The following is a 19,011-nucleotide window of genomic DNA, read 5'->3' on the forward strand; positions in this document are numbered from 1 at the left end:
ATTTACTTGCGAATCGGAAAAGAATAACTGCCGGAGCCGACGACCAGGACCGTCTGCCTTCCTTGAATACTTCTGCCGTTGCCAACCGGCGACGACAATGGTTTACTGCTTTCGAATAGTTTGTTTGGCACCGTTTCGGGCAGGTGTACTTCGGCTACTGGGATTCAATGTGCATTGGAGATAATTTAAGGTTTGTCACCAGTGAGGCCAACAAAATAAAAAAGGCAAACAAAAAATAGATTTTTCATTTTGAGCGGATAAGTCGTTTAACAAATTTGGATGACCGGGATGTTCAGAAGCATGCCCAATTTATGAATGATGCCGGCAACGTGTCCCACACCGATGGCACAATGATGCGAAGGCCCCTGCTTTGACCAGCGGTTGACAAATTCTTTTGCCGGAATAGGAAAGCGATACCGGCTATTCGTATTTCCAATCTGAAGCACAGGACCGGGCACGGAACTGCCTTCGGCCACCAGCAAAAACATTCCCGCCTTGCCTTCCACAACGGAGAGCAGCGTTACAGGCCCGTATTTGACGGTCATCTGAATTGACAGGCCTTTACCAGGTTTACCGTGATAGACCGGCAACGGAACAAGTTTTACGCGGCCTTCCGCGATGGCAAAATGCGCCGGCCCATCATGCCCGAGAAGAACAGCATCATCCGCAAAATCCATTGCATAGAATTCGGAGAACGAGCCACCCGCATTTAGCGAGTCCATGATCTTCATGGCGTGGGCATTTTTGATCTCCAGTTCACCGGCAACGGGAAGATTTCTTCCGGTGAGAAGCGTGTTACCTGCAATGACCGATGTTACGATGTCTTCATAATCATTTCCGGCTTCTCCTTCATAGTAATAAGCCAGTGAACCCAGTTGATGATTCTTGACCAGTGCATCCAAAGCGATTGATGTTTTTGCAGCCCGCACCAGTTCATCGTCCGGACACTCATCGGACACATCGAAGGTTGCGTGAAACTCCGCCAGTTTTTGTTGGACCTGATCGCCGGAGACTGCATCACGGTATTTTTTCAGTTCGCACATCTCCACAATTTCCATATGCGTACCAAAAACGATGGAATGCTTTGTCAGGTCGGCATACACATCGAGCATGCCGCCGTAATAATGCCCCAGGACGCCCAGACGGTTGTGACGCATGATGCATTGCACGTTTGCAGCGCTAATCCATTCGGCAATCTGCTTCCAAGCGGCTTCCTCTTCCAGGTAGCCGGAAACAATTTCGTAGCGGATCGAAGAGCGATTGAACACCGAAGCGATTTCAGGGACCGAACAGGCCTGGCAATGGGCCAGCCACTCACCGGTCATTTGCCCGCGATCGCCCAGGAGATTGAAAGACTCGTAATCGATGGCGGCTACCGGCTGGAGATTAAGAATGATCACCGGCACGTTTAGCCGTTTGGCAACCGGCAATACGGTAGAGGAAAGTGCATAGGTGGAAATAAAGAGAAACAGGATGTCAACGTTTTGACTTCGCAGGTAGTCCCCCGCATCAGCGGCTTTCTGCGGGTTGTCTACCAAACCGGCATCGATCACGGTTACACCCCTCTGCTCCATTTTTTCCCTGATTCGATTTTGATAGCCTTGCAGCCGTTCGTACAGACCTTCGAACTGCGGCCAGTACGTGTCAAGCCCAATGCCGTATAAGCCAATCTTCAGCTTTTGCATTTTGTCGTTTGTTCCAGTTGATCAAATTCACTTTCACCGGCCTTCCAATGGGATTGCCATTAGCGGGAAGGCAAGCATTGTTTATGTTGCTACCCTGCTTTTAAAGGCAGGTCGTTCCGGCACGATTGCTACTTCGTCAAAGCCGTTGTGGTTCCATCAGCCTTCAACGTTACGGTATATTTTTTTTGATTCAACGCCATGTGCAGCACCTCCCCTTTATGCAACGGGTCGCTCACAAAAAGACTGTTGCCCACCAGCTGTACGAGGCAGGGCTTGTCGACGGTGAGCCACGTTGCACGATCGACCTGCAATGTGGCGTTGGCATAAAAAGCTGCCATCACATTCTTGTTTTGAAACACCACTGCCTGGCAATGACCGGTGTTTGCCAGGACCTTCCAGGTTGGATGCGCCACCAGTGATTTTACCGCATCCGCGCTGGTGCACGACGCCAGCACATAACCTGTTGCCGGCTCCGATGGACTGTGATACAGGAGCGGCAGAAAAACACTGTCCTGCACCGGTGGAGCAACGATCGACTGGTTGATAGCGCTCCAGGTACCAGTTCTTTTTTCCAGTTCAAGCTTTATCGTAGATGGCCTGAGCGGAATGTAGGCAAATTGCGCATGGTAGATCCACCGGGTGTCGGGCAGCAAAAAGCGGCCACCCTGGCGACCATCGAACCGGCGATGATTCGTCATCACCGGACCCTGCCACCGGCATTGATCCAGCGCCGTGAAGATGCTATCGGTAATGTTTTGCCCGGTCAACCCGGCGACCAGGCAAACCGTAAGATTTTGATCGGAAGCCCAAAATTTGTGCGCAGCGAGTGTTTTCCCCGCTCCTTCCAGCCCATAGACCATCGCCGTCGCACCCGTGCGGCCATCCGTTACACTTCCCGCAAAACTGTTGCGAACAATGGTCAAATCGCTGCCTGCATTGGTGATGCCCGGCAGGAAATTCCAGTCCCAGACAGGCAGCAGGTTGAAATATTCCGTTCCGTTTCGAACCAGGTAGGTATCGCCGTTGTTCAGCAAGCGTCCTTTTAAATTTTCCGAAATGATCGATTCACTGGGCAGTGTTCTGTCGGAAATTGTTTTGACGAAAACGCTGAAGTCGTTTTGCTGGTAGGCGGCAAAATCCGAGTACGGATAATAGCGAAACCCACGTAAAAAAGGGCCCGTGCCGTTTTGCTGTCCCGCAATTGCATCGAATTGCGGTTTATGTTGCGGATCGAGTTCGCGCAGGTAGGGTAATAACGAACGAAGGTCGGCATAGGTCAGCGCATTGATTCGTGTCGCAGACCGGTCGATGGTGCCCGGAACAACGTAGATCCCTCTTGCCATCCACTGCCAGCCTTTCAACACAAAATCGGTGAGAATGCGAATTTTTTCCTGCTCAAAGGCCCATTTGCTGTTTCGCAATTCCCAAGCGATACGCACGGCTTCACTTAAAAACGACGAGCCATAAGAATGCGTTTGCAGCCTGGCTTCGTGCTGGTGGAAACTGTAGTCTGGCTGGATGCCCTCGTCCGTTGACACCTTAATTTCCCGGGCAATCAACTGACTGGTTTTAGCCACCAGGTCTTCATCATGGTTCAACAAACCGAAATGCATTCCCAGGTCGGCACTCCAGATCATATTGGCGCCTGTACCTTTTACTTTGTGCTGTGCAAAAACCTCCATTGCACGATGAAATTGCTCCGAGCTTAAATGATCCCGTGTGAGGACGAGAATATTGCGCATGCTTCGCGGCACGCCGATTTCGTTGTGCCACCAGTTCCGGTTCTGGTAGCGCTTTTCCAGCCAGTGATCCAGCGACTGGCTCAGTACTGCCCAGAGTGAAGCATTTTGATAAAAAGCGGATGCGGGATCGGCCCACGCATAGGCCAGTGTTTCCACCCGTCCGAGGTGACCCATGACCTGCCAGCTGGCGGAACTGGTGTCATTGTAATTTACTTCGGTCCATTGCTTTGCAGGGGAGTAGTGCGCAACATAAACAGCCACGGCAGAATCCAAAACCCGGAGGTTCACCGATCGGAAAAGATACAGGCGGTAGTTCGAAAGGATGCTGTCCATTTCGGGTTCGGAACGGCTGAATACGGAGGTCGAAAACACGAGTAAATGCAAAGCAAGCAAAACGACACGCATAAAAAATAGTATTCGTTACGACAAGAAAAAAACCGCCATCCGGGAAACTAGGCAAACAAAAATCAGATCAAAAAATCTTCGCGTTGCGGTGTAAATACATCTATCAGCACACCGGCTTCAAGACAATGGCAGCCGTGTTCAACGTTCGACGGAACATAAAATCCGTCGCCACCCCGGAGTGTCTTTTTTTCGCCGCCGATGATCACCTCGAAAACGCCACTTTCCACGTAGGAAACCTGTATGTGCGGGTGGTTGTGCAAAGCGCCGACGGCATCCTTTTCAAACAGCACTTTTACCATCATCACCTGGTCGCCATACCCGAAAATTTGCCGTTGAATACCGGGGCCGGCCGGCTGCCAGTCGATCTCCTTGTTTACCTGGAAGATGTTTTCATTTTTGTTTGTTTCCATAAATCCTGCTTTATCGATCCGAAAAAAGGTTAGCTGTCGTTGGTGCTGGTGCGGCAGAAATAACTGCCAGGACTTTCTGCATTCCACACAAGCAATCATTTCGGGCATTGTTTTAACACGCTGAACAAAGCGTTGTAATGTTCAAAGCGAAAATCACGTTTTTCAAGATAAAAACGGATTCCTTTTCAACTATCCTGCACCATCGGGCCGACGACTCTGGCTTTAGTTGCTCACTCCCAAAACGCAGCACATTGTTGGAGATTCATTTTCCATTTCCTGCTGTTGAAGTGCATTTCTATCACCATTTTTTTTACGCCAGGAAGGTACCGTTAATGAAATAACGTCTCTCCCGCCAACGTTTCGCCGTCACATTTCATTTGCTTTCCATAACTTTCATTTTCACAAATGCCCGGACCGGGCTTGATTTCCAGACGTAACCATCCATGACGCCAACTTATTTTTACAGGGTTGATGAATTTGTCGCCACTTCAGGCAGAGGTGAAAGAAAAGAAGAGTCGTTCTCACATTCGCTGGATTTCCATTTCGACTCGCTTGCAGAAAGCAAAAAACAGGCATATGAATATTATACCGACAGGCTGTTGTTTCTCGCCAAGGAAAGCGATTATTTTTTGCCGTTCACACCAGCTACAGATGCCAGTCCCGGCCTGATTGCCGCCTATTCGCTCACCCTTTATTTTGTAGAATGCTATGACGAAGAGGAGTATTACCTGCATGGCCTTGAAGGTGTGGATGACGACGAAAAAAGGCGGGCTGGTGAAATTGAAGCGGAGGTTTTTGCCCTGTAACAATCAGCCTCACTGCTGCGAATCGTCATTCACCGTGAAAAAATAAAACAACTAACGGAAAAGAGGATACGTTTTTAAAACGTTCGCCTCCTGAAAAAAAATTTTTCCTGCTGATTTGCAAATTTGAAATTCAGGGTTTATGTTTGCTCTCAAGCTACACCATCTGATCCGCCCTATCCTTCTCAAAGACCTCCTGATCTAATTTCCATTTTACCATTTTTTTGAATAGAGAATTCTATTCCTGTCTTGCTGTACCTATTGACTACCGCCGTTCGTTTATCGATCCGACCATCCTATCAATGTCCGCACATATCTCCAATCCGATGAGCCCCCAATACTGGATGTAACCAAAACATCATACATCGATTTAACGGCATTTGTAAACTATCAAAAAAAGTTTTTATGAAAAAACTGCTACTCTCCTGTGCCCTTTTGGCATCAACCTTCGCTTTCAACAAACTGAATGCACAATGTACCGTCACCCAACCGGCGGTGTCAAACATCCGCAAATCCGGTTGCAGCTTTACGTTTGACCTGAGCTTTAACCTGACCGGAAACGGTGGCAACAAGGTAACGGCCCTGTACTTGTACAGCACGGCCGATTACAATGCACTCCCAGCAAATTTTTATGGCAACGACAACCACGTTCCGACTTCTGCTGAACTGAATGCCGCCAAGGCGCTGGCAACGATCAAGATCAACAAAGACAGCGCACTGACTGTGTACAACTACCAGAAATCCGGTAATTCTTTTGAACGTCCTGCCAGCATGGAAGGCGGGTTGACGTACAATATTGATCCTTCAGGTCAAATAACCGTCAAAGATGTAACGGTTACGTTTACCGATTGCGCCAGCCTGATCACGCTGAAGGCAGACGTCATTTCTTCACAGTCGCCTGACTTAAGTAGCATTGGCTGTCTGTCAAAAGGTCTGGCCTTTTCGCCCAACGAACCGATTATCAGGGCGCTGAGCAAAGGTTGTGGTGCAAGCCGCCTGGTAACGACCACCTTCATTACCACCCAGGCCCGTTCGATTGGCTTCCGGCTTTATAAAGATGTAGCGCCGGTTGGTGTATTCACTGCAGACGATACACTCGCTGCCAACGCCGTAAGCCCGGTTTACTACACAACCACCACGTTCAACAGCGCTACGAACGACTACCGCTCTGTTGGCGATTATGCCTACAGCGTTCAGCCGGGAGAGCAATTCAATGTTTGGGTTGTTGCCAACACACCTGGCATTCCCAACGTGTCGACTGCCTATGCCACCAACACTTGTGCACCGCTTGCCGCTAATTTCCGTTCCATCTCCGCGGCCCGCATCAAGCAAAATGTTGCCGTGAAATGGGAAACAGCCATGGAAGAAAACAGTCGCGGATTTTATGTACAGCGTCAACTGGGCACCAGCGAATGGCAGAATGTAGCCTTCGTGGCTTCCCAGGCGATGAACGGTTCCAGCGCCAGCCTGCTATCATATGCATACACAGATTTCAATCCTGCAAAGGGTATCAGCCAATACCGCATCCAGCAAGTGAGCTTCGATGGTAAAACCAGCATTTCCGAGATCCGCTCGGTGCGCAGCGAAGACCTGGCCGGCAAAGTGGTTGTTTACCCCAACCCGACAACCAATGGAAAAGTCAACCTGGCATTTGAAACTGCAAACGAAAAAGACGTTGTTGTCAGCGATATGGCTGGCCGCGTTGTGAAGAAATTCAGCAACGTACGTTCCAACAACCTGGTAATTGAAAACCTGAACGAAGGATTTTACACGATCCAAATCCTGGATAAAACCAACTCAACTTCAAGCATCGAAAAAGTTGTGGTAAAACAGCAGTAGTTTCAATGCCTATAATTCAAGACAAGGGTGGCTCTTCGTGGCCACCCTTCCCTTTTTATATGCTTTACCTGCCGGCGCTGACACTGTAATCCGCCAATTTACCGTCTCCGAAAACGCAAGGCAAATGACTTTCGCTATACCCGGCACTCCCGCCGGAAACTACGCCGCAGGGCCGATTTGAAATTTTCACCTGCATAAAACAGTATTTTCTTCAATTTTGCGACTTATCAATGAATGCAGAATCGTTGTCGCAACAGACCAGTATGAAAGACATGCACGACCGGGTGAAAACTTTTTCTTCCAAGCAACCCTTTGCGCTGGAGACCGGCGCCGTGCTTCCCGAACTGACAATCGCCTATCACACCTGGGGGCAACTCAACGAAGGCGGTGATAATGTGATCTGGGTTTGCCACGCCCTGACGGCAAACTCCAACGCCAGGGAATGGTGGCCCAACTTAATCGGGCCGGGACTGGTGTTTGATACCAACCGGTATTTTGTTGTTTGCGCCAACATCCTGGGCTCCTGTTACGGTACAACGGGGCCTTCCAGCATCAATCCGGAAACAGGTCAGCCATATTTTTATTCATTTCCCTTTATCACCATCCGCGACATGGTCAATGCCCACGACCTGCTTCGCAAACACCTGGGTATCCAAAAAATTCATTTGCTCGCCGGGGGCAGCATGGGCGGTTACCAGGTGCTCGAATGGGCCGTAAAAGCGCCGGCGCTGTGCGAACACCTTTTTCTTATCACCACTTCGGCGCGGGAAAGTGCCTGGGGTATTGCTATTCATACAGCCCAACGCATGGCCATCGAAACCGACAGCACCTGGAAAGAAGGCCGGGAATCGGACGGCCTGAACGGCCTGAAAGTCGCCCGGGCCATCGGTATGCTGACGTACCGGAGCTACGACTCGTTTGTAAAAACGCAAACGGATCACAACAACGAGAAGGTTGACGGTTTTATGGCCTCGTCCTATATTCAATACCAGGGCGAAAAGCTGGCCAACCGCTTTACGGCGCACAGCTACTGGCACCTGAGCAAGGCACTGGACTCCCACAACCTTGCACGGGGAAGAGGAGAAATGAACGAGGTGCTGAAAAGCATCAGCGCCAAAACGCTGGTGATGGGCATCGAATCCGATCTTTTGTGCCCGGTGAAAGAGCTTGTTTTTCTCGCCGAACAGATTCCATCGGCCCAGTTGATCACCATCGGATCGCTTTACGGGCACGACGGCTTCCTGGTGGAAACAGCAGCCATCAGTCAACATCTCTCGCAATGGTTATACGCTTAACACAAACACACGTACAATGAACCAACACCGCATAACAAAAGCCATCCGCAGCCAAGTAGAACGCACCAACGAAATGGAGCACTCCTCGCCCCTTTTTCTGACCAGCTCTTTTTGTTTTGAGAATGCCGAAGACATGCGGGCCGCCTTTGCCGACGAAACAGACGACAATATTTACAGCCGTTTTTCCAATCCCAGCGTGCAGGAGTTTGTGAACCGGGTTTGCATTATGGAAGGTGCGGAAGCCGGCTTTGCCACCGCTTCGGGGATGAGTGCCGTTTTTGCTTCGTTTATGGCCCTGCTGAAACAGGGCGACCACTTGCTTGCCTGCAATGCCATCTTCGGCAGCACACATACCGTCATCACCAAATACCTCCCCAAATACGGAATTGAACACACGTATTTTAAAGCCGACAAACCCGAAGAATGGGAATCACTGATCCGGCCCACGACCAGGATGATCTATGTGGAAACTCCAACCAATCCCGGGTTGGATATCCTCGATCTTTCGGCCCTGAGCGCCCTGGCTAAGAAACACAACCTTATTCTGAACGTTGACAACTGCTTTGCCACGCCGGTCTCGCAACAACCCATCCTGTTGGGCGCCGACCTCGTGGTGCATTCGGCCACCAAGTGGCTCGACGGGCAAGGCCGGGTTCTGGGCGGCGTCGTTGTAGGCCGCAAAGACCTTATTAAAGATATTTACCTGTTTTGCCGCAGCACGGGCCCCGCCATGTCTCCCTTCAATGCCTGGGTGCTGAGCAAAAGCATGGAAACACTGGAAGTTCGAATGGAGCGCCATGCCTCCAACGCACTTTACCTGGCTGAAGCGCTTTCAAACCATCCGAAATTAAACTGGATCAAATACCCTTTTCTTTCGTCCCACCCGCAACATGCCATTGCCAAAAAACAAATGCGGGACGGCGGTGGGATTGTTTGCTTTGAACTGAGCGGCGGCCTGGAGGCAGGACGAACGTTCCTCAATTCCCTGCAGATGCTTTCGCTGACGGCGAATCTTGGCGACACACGCAGCATTGTTTCGCACCCGGCCAGCACCACGCATGCCAAACTAACGGAGGAAGAACGGCAAACCGTTGGCATTACGCCGGGGCTTATCCGTATTTCCGTTGGCCTCGAAAACAAGGACGACATTCTGAACGACATCTTGCAGGCACTGAACCGTCTTTAATCATTTGCTGTTGGCAGAAAACGTACACGGCAAACGGGGAGAATTTCCCTGCAGGCTGCCCCGTTGACTGATATGTGTAGAACCGGACTTACCGGCATTTCCACACTCTGGCAAATATCTTCCTCTGTTTTTCCGTCGTTTCACGGAGTTTCACTCCATTTCAGGCAGAGACAAACTGGCACAATTACTGTACAGATTGTTGTTATATGAACCATTTTTTAGCCTAAATTGTGTTTGCATGTTCAACTCTACCGATTTTTATCAACTCAGCTATCAACAACAAGCAGATGTGCTTTTATCCGATGCGACCTTTTTGCTATCCCGGATTGAGGACAGCTTTATCGTTGATCTTTACGAACTGGACCACCTCCTGGTAGAAGTTTTTTACCAGAAAGAAAATGAGGATCTTGTTTCCGTGATGGCTTATAATTCGTCGGAGAAACTACGGGCTTTGACAAATGGCGCAAACCTGAAACCACGCCTGACCTTTAAACAGGGTGGTTCACCTTACTCTTCTCACGCAGAGTTTTATGCATAAAAAAATCCCGCCTCTCGGCGGGATAATAATTTCAGGCGGTTTTTGGTACGTGTAACTTAGTTTTCATCTGATTGGACGCCTGTGTTTTTCATAAGAATGGATTTGTTTTCGGGTACAAAACTAAAAACGGACGTAACGAGTAAAAGTCCTGGTTTTCGAAGGATTTGGATGGTTGGTTTTCTTTGGATATCGGCTCACCGCTTTCGCAATGATCTGGTACAAAAGTAAGCTGGCCGCACGACCTGTACAATTGCGCTTTTTCTCTTTTTTCACCCTATGGTTATTACGCCAACCCGGGTAAACAACCCACCCCTCTACAAGCAGTTATACGGCACGTAATAGCGTATTTTTACGAAAAAAGCAGCCCGGTGTCGGACTGCTTCTCTTCAATGTATTGTTTTTTATTTTTCGATGGTAATGCTCTGCTTGATCTTTTTTGCCACCGGTTTGCCATCGAGGATCGCCGGTTCCCATACAGGCATTTGCTCCAGTACCGAGATCAGTTCATCGTCGAATTCTTCGTTCACGCCCTGCAACACCTTAAAATTCGTCGGTACGCCGTCGGTGTCCACGATGAATTCAATCTGCACATGGGCTTTTTTAACGGTTGGAGGAAGACTTGACGATAGCGCCTTTCCCATTTTATCGAGATATTTCAAAAAGCCCTCGCCCCCACCGGTGAACTGCGGCCAGGTCAGCACCACATCGGCCAGTTGTGTAATGTTCCGGACCCTGTGTTGCACGGGTTGTCTCTTGGGCTTTGGCGGTGGCGGCAGTTTTTTTGCAAGACCGTCGTACTGGTATTCGCCCTGTGTATCGACCATGATCACCGGCAACTGGTGGGTCAGTTCAAAATGGTCATAAACGGATTCCAGTTTTGTCTCAAAAGCGTTCAGCTTTTCGTCGTTCTTGGTCAGTGTCGTGAGATAGTCAACACTTTTTTGATTGTTGTAGCGAATCGGAAAAATATGTACCGGGATATAGTCCTGCCCTGCATTTTTGGCAAACGCTGCCAGCAGGTAAATTTCATCAATCTGCTGATCGGTTACCGGAATGCAGCCAACGGTCACACAGCTTCCGTGGATATAGATGTCGCCACCGGGACGCACGGGGTCGGCAAGAATTTTATCCGAAACATTGGGATAATTCAGGCCGAGTGACAGGTAGTAATTGCTGTTGGGATTGAATTCGCTGATGTAGTAAAAGCCTTCCGGAACCTGGTAATCGCCGGCCATGCGCTTGGGTCCCAGCGAACCGGCCAGTGCACAAACGCGGTAGGTCTTGAAAAGCTTATAGGGCTCCTTGCGGCTGTTGCTTACCCACACTTCCAACTGCCCGTCATACTTAAACGAACGGATGTAGAGATTGCGGGCCGGCCATTGGAAACCTTTTGCGGCAAACTGCTTTTGCAACGTGTCCAGCTTGTTTTGCATGGCCTGCGACGGGCGGGTAAAGTTTCGCTGAAACTCGATAAACGAAACCGTGGTTCCTTGTCCGAAGCCGGCAATTCCCAGCAACATTAAAACAGCCAGAAGAAGGTTTTTCATCAAATTGATCGCTTTATGGTTGGCAAGTTCACTATTCAAGTGTAAAGAAAAGTTCAAAAATCGTTCAAGCAAAGAGTTTGTTCGATTATTTCGGCACGGCTCGCTGCCACGGACAATCCGGTGGTGAACCATTGCAGTGCATCACATTAACGTCAGTAACCGCTTAAAGATTGCCCCGTTCCGCCTGTTCCCGTTCAATGGCTTCAAAGAGGGCCTTGAAATTACCTTTGCCGAAGCTTTTGGCGCCTTTGCGCTGTATGATTTCGAAGAAAAGTGTTGGCCGGTCCTGTACGGGTTTCGAAAATAGCTGCAAGAGGTATCCCTCGTTGTCCCTGTCTACCAGGATGCCCAGTTCTTTTAGCGGCTCCAGGTCTTCGTCGATTTTACCGACGCGGTCAAGCAGGTCGTCGTAATAAGAGGTGGGCACTTTTAAAAATTCCACGCCGCGGCTCATCAGGTCCCGCACTGTTTTGACAATGTCCTGCGTTGCTAGAGCAACGTGCTGTACGCCTTCGCCGTTGTAAAACTCCAGGTATTCTTCTACCTGCGACTTTTTCTTGCCCTCTGCCGGCTCGTTGATCGGGAACTTGACAAAGCCATTGCCATTGCTCATGACTTTGCTCATCAAAGCTGAATAGTCAGTCGAGATATCTTCATCGTCGAAGGATAAAATGTTTTTAAACCCCATTACGTCCTCGTAAAATTTTACCCAGGGATTCATCTGGTTCCACCCCACATTTCCCACACAATGGTCAACGTACAGCAATCCGGTATCGGCCGGGGCAAAATGCGGGTTATTCCAGGGCCGGAATCCCGGCATGAAAGCGCCACTGTAATTTTTTCGCTCGACAAACAGGTGTACGGTATCGCCGTAGGTATGAATTCCGCTTAGCACCACTTCGCCGCTTTCATCCGTTAATCGCTGCGGTTCCTGGTAGCTCCGGCCGCCGCGTGCCGTGGTTTCTTTCCAGGCGGATATGGCATCATCCACCCGCAGGGCCAGCACTTTTACCCCGTCGCCGTGTTTAAACACATGATCCGCAATCTCGTTGCCAGGCCGTAAAGGTGTCGTCAGGACAAAGGTCAGTTTGTGCTGGCGCACCACGTAACTTGCCCTGTCTTTGACACCGGTCTCGGGGCCCGCGTAGGCGATGGCCTGGAAACCGAAGGCGCTCATGTAATAATGCGCGGCCTGTTTGGCGTTGCCCACGTAAAATTCAACATAGTCGGTCCCCTGGAGAGGAAGAAAATCGGTCGTTGCAGCAAGCGATTGTTTTGCAGATGTCAGCGTTTCCATAAAACTGATTTCGGTGAAAAAAGCGTGCTACAAAATTAGCTATATTCGACCGACAAAATCGTGTTCATGGAACCCGAAAAAACCATTCACCAAACCAGCCCTTCGCAAATCGTAAACCTCAAATTCTTCCTTGTTTGCGGCTTGCTGGCTGCCGGTATCATTGTGCTTTCGTTTGTGCTGAACAACCCGGTCCTGTTGGTGTTCCTGCTGGTGCCGTTTGCCTATGCGTGGTGGAAATGGATGCTGGTAAAATCCATGAAACTCACCCTCACCGACCAACGTCTCATTGTTTCGCAGGGTGTGTTCAACAAAGTCACCAACGAAACGGAGCTTTACCGCGTTCGCGACACCTCGATTGAAGAACCTTTTTTCTACCGGATGTTTAGTGTTGGAAATATCGTGGTGTACAGCACCGACGAAGCGGAAGGCAAGCTACTCTTTACGGCCTTTCGAAAACCGCACTGGATTAAGGACCAGATCCGGAACTATGCGGAAATCTGTCGCAAAAACCGCCGCTGGGGCAACGACAATGTTTTGATCCACGAACACCAGCTTTAATAATTGAAGGGGTAGGTTTCCGGGATTTTTTCTGCATGCGGCTTTAAATGCAGCGGGTGCAAAGCCCTCGTGGCATCCAGGAAAACAAAGGCATCATACCGGTTCGACATAACCGACGGCACATAGTTGCCGAATTTTTCCCTGCTTGGATGATACACCACGCCAATAGCCCGGTGACGAATTGCTTCATCCCACTGCCGGCGCATTTCTTCGGCGTTGAACAACAGGTAACGGTTTTGCGGGCTTTCGCTGTGCAACTGGTGTTCTATGCTACCTTCTCTTGCCTCGGGCACGTCCATTACTTTCATTGGTGCCCCCCACTCCTCGCCAGCGATCACTGTTCCCTGGTAAGACCCAAAACCAACTAGGTAAACCTTATTAATGCCATATTGTTCCCTTGCCAGCTGACCGATGTTTACCATCCCGGACCTCCTCATATCCGTTGCCCGTGCATCGCCGATATGGGTGTTGTGCTCCCACACAATGCCTTTGGCTTTGGGCCCGTGAAATGTCATCAGCCTGTCCAGCGTTTCCATCATGTGGGTGTCTCTCACATTCCAGCTATCATTATTAAAGCTCATCATGGTGCTGTAATATTTCTCGGCATTCACGGCAATGATGGCGTTTTGTTCCGTATTGAAACCGGCCTCACGGTCGCCGTCCAGGAATTGTGCTTTCAGCCGTATTTCCCGCAGCATGGCCAGCACCTTATCGCGGCAGGAGTGCTCTGTCAGAGAGTAGCGGGCATAGGCATGCTCATCTTCCTGGAAAGGCTCAAAGCATTGAATGGCCTTCTTCACCGATTGCGCCGCCTGCGGATCTTCCTTTTCAAGATAATTGATCATGGCATAAAGGCTGTCCCAAAGACTGTACACGTCCAAACCGTAAAAGCCGACCTTTTGCACCAGCGGTTTTGATTGATTGTATTCACGCAGCCAGTCGGCCAGCGCCGCCACTTCCCAGTTGGCCCACATCCAGGTTGGCCAGCGGTCGAAGTGCAGCAGCACATCTTTGATGTTATCGCCAGCGTCTTTGTAGCCTTTAACAAAACGATTGATCCGGTAACAGTCGGGCCAGTCGCCTTCGACGGCGATGAAGTTGAAACCTTTTTCCCGGATCAGGCGTTTGGAAATAGCCGTCCGCCAGGTATAGTATTCGTGGGTGCCGTGCGAGGCTTCCCCCAGCATCACTACGGGGCGATCGCCAATGTCATCCAGCAAAGCATCCAGATCGTTGGCAGAATGAAGGGCATGCATGCTCTATGCGTTTAGAAATTGCGTGCAACTGTTGCGCCAGTGTTTCGGCTACAACGAATCAGGGACAAGGCACAGACTGGAAGAAACAGATTCTAACTGAATCATGTTTAAAAACAGTCCTGGCCCAGCGCAAAAGAAAAATGCTGGAAGAAAGCGCAGCGTTTATTTTCCACTACCTTCCAGGGCTACGACATTTTGCTGCTTCTTCGGTGCCAGTTCGGCGATGGCTGTTTTGGTAAAATACTGGTGCTGGTGAAGGAAATTCAATTGCTTTTCGTTCCACTCCTCCTCGGTTTTGATGAAGCCAACCGCTTTCAGTTCCTTGTAGAGATTGTTGGCTATGGGCAGAAAGCTGTCAGTGCCCAGGTAATAGAGGTCGGCATCGCAAAGAATTTGGCTGTAATGATCAAGGGGCGTTTGCGGCAGCTTTGTCGCCATGATCAGGCGGCAGATGTCGTCGATATTTTCGGCGCTGTAGCCGTGAACCGGGAGGATTTCCCGGGCAATATCACACGAAAGTTCCTCGTGGTTCTGGTAGGCTTTCAAAAAACCGCAATCGTGTAAAAGTGCCGCCGTCAGGATCATCCAGCGCTCCTCAACAGGCACGCCTTCCTTTTGCAGGAGGTAATCCGTTGCCCGGATCACGCCAAGGATATGGTCGAAATTATGGTAGGACAGTTGGGAAGGAAGCTTTTTGAATTGCGGCAGCATCGCGTTGCAGACGCTGTCGTACTGTTGCTTCGTAATGTGAGTGATCGGTGGCACGTTCATCGTTAGTGGTTTGTGATGTCAATTGAGTACTTCATAAGCAACCAGGGGCTTTTCTTTGTTTTTCACGGTAAACTCTCCCACTTTCCTGCAATTAAAAAACTCCTTTACTTTTTGATAAGATGATTCTTCAATAAAGATTTGTCCGGCGGTCGCCGCGCTTTGCAGGCGCTGGGCGGTGTTCACCACATCGCCAAGCACCGTATAATCCAGTCGCTTCAAGGTGGCCGAACCGATGTTCCCGCTGATCATTTCCCCGCTGTTGATGCCGATCGAAACTTTCGGCATATAGCCGGCCCCGTTTTCTTCCGGTGGCAGGGCTTCGATCTGTGCCCGAAGCGTCAGGGAGGCTTCAATGGCCCGGTCGAGGTGAAAGTCGCCGCGAAAAACAGCCATCACGGCATCCCCCATGAACTTGTCGACATGTCCGCCTTGCGCAATAATGGCTTTCACCATCACGTCAAAGTATTTGTTCAGTAGCTTCACCACCTTGTCAGCCGGTTCTTTCTCCATGATGGACGTAAAGCCACAGATATCGATAAACACCACGGTAGCGTCAATGATTTCGTTGGCCATCAGCGCCTTCTCAAATTCCTTGCTTTTCATGAAGTGCAACACTGATTCGTCAACGTACATGCGCAAAATGTCATTTTCCTTAATCGCCTGTAATGTTTTTTTTAACTGGTTGACGTGCTGGACGGTTTTCTCTATCGTCAGTTCAAGGTCCTGGAAGTTCACCGGCTTGCAGATAAAATCGAAGGCACCACGGTTCATGGCCGTCCGGATATTGTCCATATCGCCATAAGCCGATACAATCACGGTTTTGATGAGAGGGCTTAGTTCCGTCAACTGGCTCAACAGGGTCAGGCCATCCATCTCCGGCATGTTAATGTCGCTGAGCACCACGTCAATGTCCTTTTCCACCTCCAGTTGGGCCAGCGCCTCCTTCCCATTCAGCGCAAAAACAAACTGGTACTTGTTTTCACGGATCTGCTTGCGAAACCGCTGTTTGATCAACAACTCAAGGTCCGCTTCGTCGTCTGCCACTAGAATTTTGGTCATACCACTGGTATTTTCAGTTTTTCCCGTAACAACGCAAAGTCAATTGGTTTGGTGAGAAAGTCATCAGCACCCAGGGTCATTGCCTGGTGGTAATTTTCCTCGTCGCCGTAAGCCGTCACCATCATGACCACTGGCGGTGGTTCATAATGATTCTGCTTAATTTTTTGCAACAATTGCAAACCAGTCATCCCGGGCATGTTGATGTCGGAAAGGATCAACACCGCTTCGTGGCTGTGCTGGTTGAGATAGTTCAAAGCCTGTTCGCCGGAAGACGCAAACGCAAAATTCACATTTCCATTCCGGATATCTTTTCGAAAGCGCTGCTCGAACAGCGCCTGCATGTCTTTTTCATCATCTACCACTAATATCTTCATAAACAGTCTGGCTCTTTTAGTTAGGGAATTTAGTTAATTTGTTTTGGCAGGTAAAATAATTTTGAACACTGTTCCCACGCCTTCTGTTGTTTCCACCTGCAGTTCACCGCCATAAGCTTTGGTCACGATGTCGTAGCTCAGCGAAAGGCCCAGGCCCGTTCCCTCGCCGGTTGGTTTGGTGGTGAAAAAAGGCTGGTAAATTTTGTCAACCGTTTTTTGGGGAATACCGGTACCATTGTCGCTCACCGATATCTCTGTTCCCCTGCCCGTTTTTTTCGTGGCAACCGACACGATAGGTTCAAAGGTTCCGTTCAGCATCTGCTTTTTCGCATTCACGGCGTAGAACGCATTGTTGAATAAATTGAGCAACACCCGGCCCAGTTCTTCGGGTACAACATGCACTGGGTCGATGCCGGAATCAAAATGCGTATTAATGGTGGCATTAAAATCCTTGTTACCGGCGCGGAAACCGTGGTAACTCAAGCGCAGGTATTCGTCCGCCAAGGCATTGATATCGGTTTGTTCTTTCTCGCCGACCCTGAACCGTGAGTGTTGCAGCATGGCTTTTACTATGGCATCGGCCCGCTGGCCGTGTTTGAGCACTTTCAACTGGTTCACCCGCAGGTCGTCGGCCAGCGGGCCAAGTGCTGTATTAGCTCCTGCCTCGTTTTTGATCTCGTCGATGATCTCGAGATTGAGCTCCGAAAAGTTGTTGATAAAGTTCAGCGGGTTTTGAATCTCATGGGCGATGCCGGCAGTGAGTTCACCCAGCGACGCCATTTTTTCTTTTTGAATCAATTGAGCCTGCGCTTCCTTCAGGTCGCGCAGGGATTGTTTCAGTTCCAGCGTTCTGGCTTCCACCTGTTGTTCCAGTTCGGCCTTTTGCCTGGCGATCAACTGGTGACGCTCCGCCTCTTTCTGCTGCTTCAACCGCTCGTTGCGAACCGCCTGCTTCAGCACTTTATTTTGCAGGTGGGCAAACCGCTGAACCAGGAGCGAGGAAAACACCGACACGATCCAGAGAATGCTGACCAGGTCTACCACGTAAGTATTTTCATTCATCCACCGGATCAGGCCGTGGGCCTGGAAAGCGGGATTGCTGGCCTGCAACAGGTTGTGCACCAGTTTATAGGTTTGGCCAACGCCCCATAAAAGCAGGGCCGGTATTGTGGCCACAATGCCGGCCGAAGCCCGGTGGGTAAAAATGAAAAGAACGGCTGTCACCAACAGCGAGTCCAGGACGAGGATATAGCTTCGCCCACCCCAGGGAAGGGTATGTACAAGCACCGGCGGCGGCAACAGATTCACAAATACATAGTTCACGAAAAAAGACAGGAGGGGCAGCACGCTCACCACGATCAACCACCTGTCCCACCGCCGGTAGTTGACCTTTGTGCGTAAGTAAGAGCGGAAGAATTGCGTAAAATAAAACAGCCCGAAACCAAAGGCCAGGTTTCCCACATAAAGATCTACCAGCGGAAAGGACTGGAACAGGACACCGAGCGGCGAATACAGCAACGAAAAGCCAAACAGGAAAAGGGCATAATGGAGATAAAACTGCACCCGGACAATACGGTAAAAGCGCCAATAAATGATTCCTGCAAAAAGCAAAATACCCGCGATCATTGCCGACAACATTTTGTTGGCCTGCGCCGAAAGCGGCGGGATCGCCTGCGCCTGCAGGTACTGAACTTCGGCCATCTTCCGCGGCACCTGCACGGCCGGCTGCACCGATTTGGGCACCTGCTGCCAGTAATCATCCCGTTGGTACACCTCCACCTCCTCACCAGGGGAGAGCAACAGTGGCAGGCTGTTTCCTTTTTTTATGCCGTCTTTTTTAGTCCAGGATTGTAGCCAGCCGGTTTGCTTTTTTTCCCAGGGTAAGCTTCCTTTTTTCACAAAGCAGGTAGCGAAATTGGCGGCCGATGTCAGGGCGATATGGACAGGAGAATCGGATGCATTTCGCAGGCGGTAGTGCAGCCAGTATACACCGGGATAAAGCGTTTTGGTCCATTCGCCAAGTTTACGAAATTCCGGCTGGTAGGCACCGGAAACCACGTCGTGAAAAAGGGCCTTTTTTTCATCGTCGCGCCATACCCTGACATAAGTCTCCGGTACGGTGATGACAGGTTCCGTCTCTCCATGCAGGGGAAACGCCGGAAAGCTGTCCTGCGCCTGTAAGGTGGCAAATGAAAGCAGCAGAAAAACTATAAAAAGAAAAGCTCGCATGGGTGGTTGGCGATCGT

16 protein-coding genes are annotated in these 19,011 nt (G+C 50.1%); 6 read left to right on the plus strand and 10 right to left on the minus strand.

Annotated features, from left to right (window positions below; all coding sequences use genetic code 11):
• Nucleotides 1-266: 266 nt before the first annotated feature.
• The 3 genes from D6024_RS19650 to D6024_RS19660 form a co-directional block, all read right to left on the minus strand.
• Nucleotides 267-1,685: an L-fucose/L-arabinose isomerase family protein gene (locus D6024_RS19650; RefSeq protein WP_121356473.1), complete on the minus strand. Its 1,419-nt coding sequence runs from the start codon at nucleotides 1,683-1,685 to the stop codon at nucleotides 267-269.
• Nucleotides 1,686-1,813: 128 nt separating this feature from the next.
• The gene (locus D6024_RS19655; RefSeq protein WP_121356474.1) at nucleotides 1,814-3,832 is read right to left on the minus strand and encodes a polysaccharide lyase family 8 super-sandwich domain-containing protein; all 2,019 of its coding nucleotides are present in this window, start codon (nucleotides 3,830-3,832) and stop codon (nucleotides 1,814-1,816) included.
• Nucleotides 3,833-3,894: 62 nt separating this feature from the next.
• Entirely contained in the window at nucleotides 3,895-4,242 is a 348-nt protein-coding gene (locus D6024_RS19660) for a cupin domain-containing protein (protein WP_121356567.1), read from the minus strand.
• A 443-nt stretch (nucleotides 4,243-4,685) separates the two neighbouring features.
• On the opposite strand from D6024_RS19660, the gene D6024_RS19670 reads away from it, so the two are divergent.
• The 5 genes from D6024_RS19670 (at nucleotide 4,686) to D6024_RS19690 (ending at nucleotide 9,903) form a co-directional block, all read left to right on the plus strand.
• Nucleotides 4,686-5,048 (plus strand): hypothetical protein, encoded by a 363-nt coding sequence (locus D6024_RS19670; RefSeq protein ID WP_121356476.1) that lies wholly within the window; start codon nucleotides 4,686-4,688, stop codon nucleotides 5,046-5,048.
• Between the two features lie 402 nt (nucleotides 5,049-5,450).
• Nucleotides 5,451-6,884, plus strand: a complete 1,434-nt coding sequence (locus tag D6024_RS19675; protein WP_121356477.1) for a T9SS type A sorting domain-containing protein — start codon at nucleotides 5,451-5,453, stop codon at nucleotides 6,882-6,884.
• Between the two features lie 263 nt (nucleotides 6,885-7,147).
• The gene (metX, locus tag D6024_RS19680; protein WP_240410098.1) at nucleotides 7,148-8,179 is read left to right on the plus strand and encodes a homoserine O-acetyltransferase MetX; all 1,032 of its coding nucleotides are present in this window, start codon (nucleotides 7,148-7,150) and stop codon (nucleotides 8,177-8,179) included.
• 16 nt (nucleotides 8,180-8,195) lie between these two features.
• Nucleotides 8,196-9,365, plus strand: coding sequence for a trans-sulfuration enzyme family protein (locus D6024_RS19685; RefSeq protein ID WP_121356478.1), 1,170 nt, complete (start codon nucleotides 8,196-8,198; stop codon nucleotides 9,363-9,365).
• Between the two features lie 238 nt (nucleotides 9,366-9,603).
• Nucleotides 9,604-9,903 carry a hypothetical protein gene (locus D6024_RS19690; RefSeq protein WP_121356479.1) on the plus strand — a complete coding sequence of 100 codons (300 nt, stop codon included), beginning with the start codon at nucleotides 9,604-9,606 and terminating at the stop codon, nucleotides 9,901-9,903.
• A gap of 401 nt (nucleotides 9,904-10,304) precedes the next feature.
• Here D6024_RS19690 and D6024_RS19695 read toward each other — a convergent pair whose 3' ends face one another.
• Entirely contained in the window at nucleotides 10,305-11,450 is a 1,146-nt protein-coding gene (locus tag D6024_RS19695) for an energy transducer TonB (protein ID WP_162944894.1), read from the minus strand.
• 163 nt (nucleotides 11,451-11,613) lie between these two features.
• Nucleotides 11,614-12,747: a 4-hydroxyphenylpyruvate dioxygenase gene (gene hppD / locus D6024_RS19700; protein WP_121356481.1), complete on the minus strand. Its 1,134-nt coding sequence runs from the start codon at nucleotides 12,745-12,747 to the stop codon at nucleotides 11,614-11,616.
• A 66-nt stretch (nucleotides 12,748-12,813) separates the two neighbouring features.
• Here hppD and D6024_RS19705 point away from each other — a divergent pair, with 66 nt between their 5' ends.
• Nucleotides 12,814-13,305 (plus strand): PH domain-containing protein, encoded by a 492-nt coding sequence (locus tag D6024_RS19705; RefSeq protein WP_121356482.1) that lies wholly within the window; start codon nucleotides 12,814-12,816, stop codon nucleotides 13,303-13,305.
• Here D6024_RS19705 and D6024_RS19710 read toward each other — a convergent pair.
• The 5 genes from D6024_RS19710 to D6024_RS19730 all read right to left on the minus strand — a co-directional run bounded on the left by D6024_RS19710 (nucleotide 13,302) and on the right by D6024_RS19730 (nucleotide 18,994).
• Nucleotides 13,302-14,561: an erythromycin esterase family protein gene (locus D6024_RS19710; protein ID WP_121356483.1), complete on the minus strand. Its 1,260-nt coding sequence runs from the start codon at nucleotides 14,559-14,561 to the stop codon at nucleotides 13,302-13,304. The two genes, D6024_RS19705 and D6024_RS19710, sit on opposite strands and share 4 nt — an antisense overlap.
• 162 nt (nucleotides 14,562-14,723) lie before the next feature.
• On the minus strand, nucleotides 14,724-15,332 hold the full coding sequence (locus D6024_RS19715; protein ID WP_121356484.1) for an HD domain-containing protein: 609 nt from the start codon (nucleotides 15,330-15,332) through the stop codon (nucleotides 14,724-14,726).
• An 18-nt stretch (nucleotides 15,333-15,350) separates the two neighbouring features.
• Nucleotides 15,351-16,391, minus strand: coding sequence for an adenylate/guanylate cyclase domain-containing protein (locus D6024_RS19720; RefSeq protein ID WP_121356485.1), 1,041 nt, complete (start codon nucleotides 16,389-16,391; stop codon nucleotides 15,351-15,353).
• Nucleotides 16,388-16,765 (minus strand): response regulator, encoded by a 378-nt coding sequence (locus D6024_RS19725; protein ID WP_121356486.1) that lies wholly within the window; start codon nucleotides 16,763-16,765, stop codon nucleotides 16,388-16,390. Before D6024_RS19725 ends, D6024_RS19720 begins: the two co-directional genes overlap by 4 nt.
• 33 nt (nucleotides 16,766-16,798) lie before the next feature.
• Complete coding sequence (locus D6024_RS19730; protein WP_240410099.1) at nucleotides 16,799-18,994, minus strand: ATP-binding protein; 2,196 nt, start codon at nucleotides 18,992-18,994, stop codon at nucleotides 16,799-16,801.
• Between the last annotated feature and the right edge of the window lie 17 nt (nucleotides 18,995-19,011).

Source organism: Flavisolibacter nicotianae (genome assembly GCF_003628535.1).
Taxonomy (GTDB): domain Bacteria; phylum Bacteroidota; class Bacteroidia; order Chitinophagales; family Chitinophagaceae; genus Flavisolibacter; species Flavisolibacter nicotianae.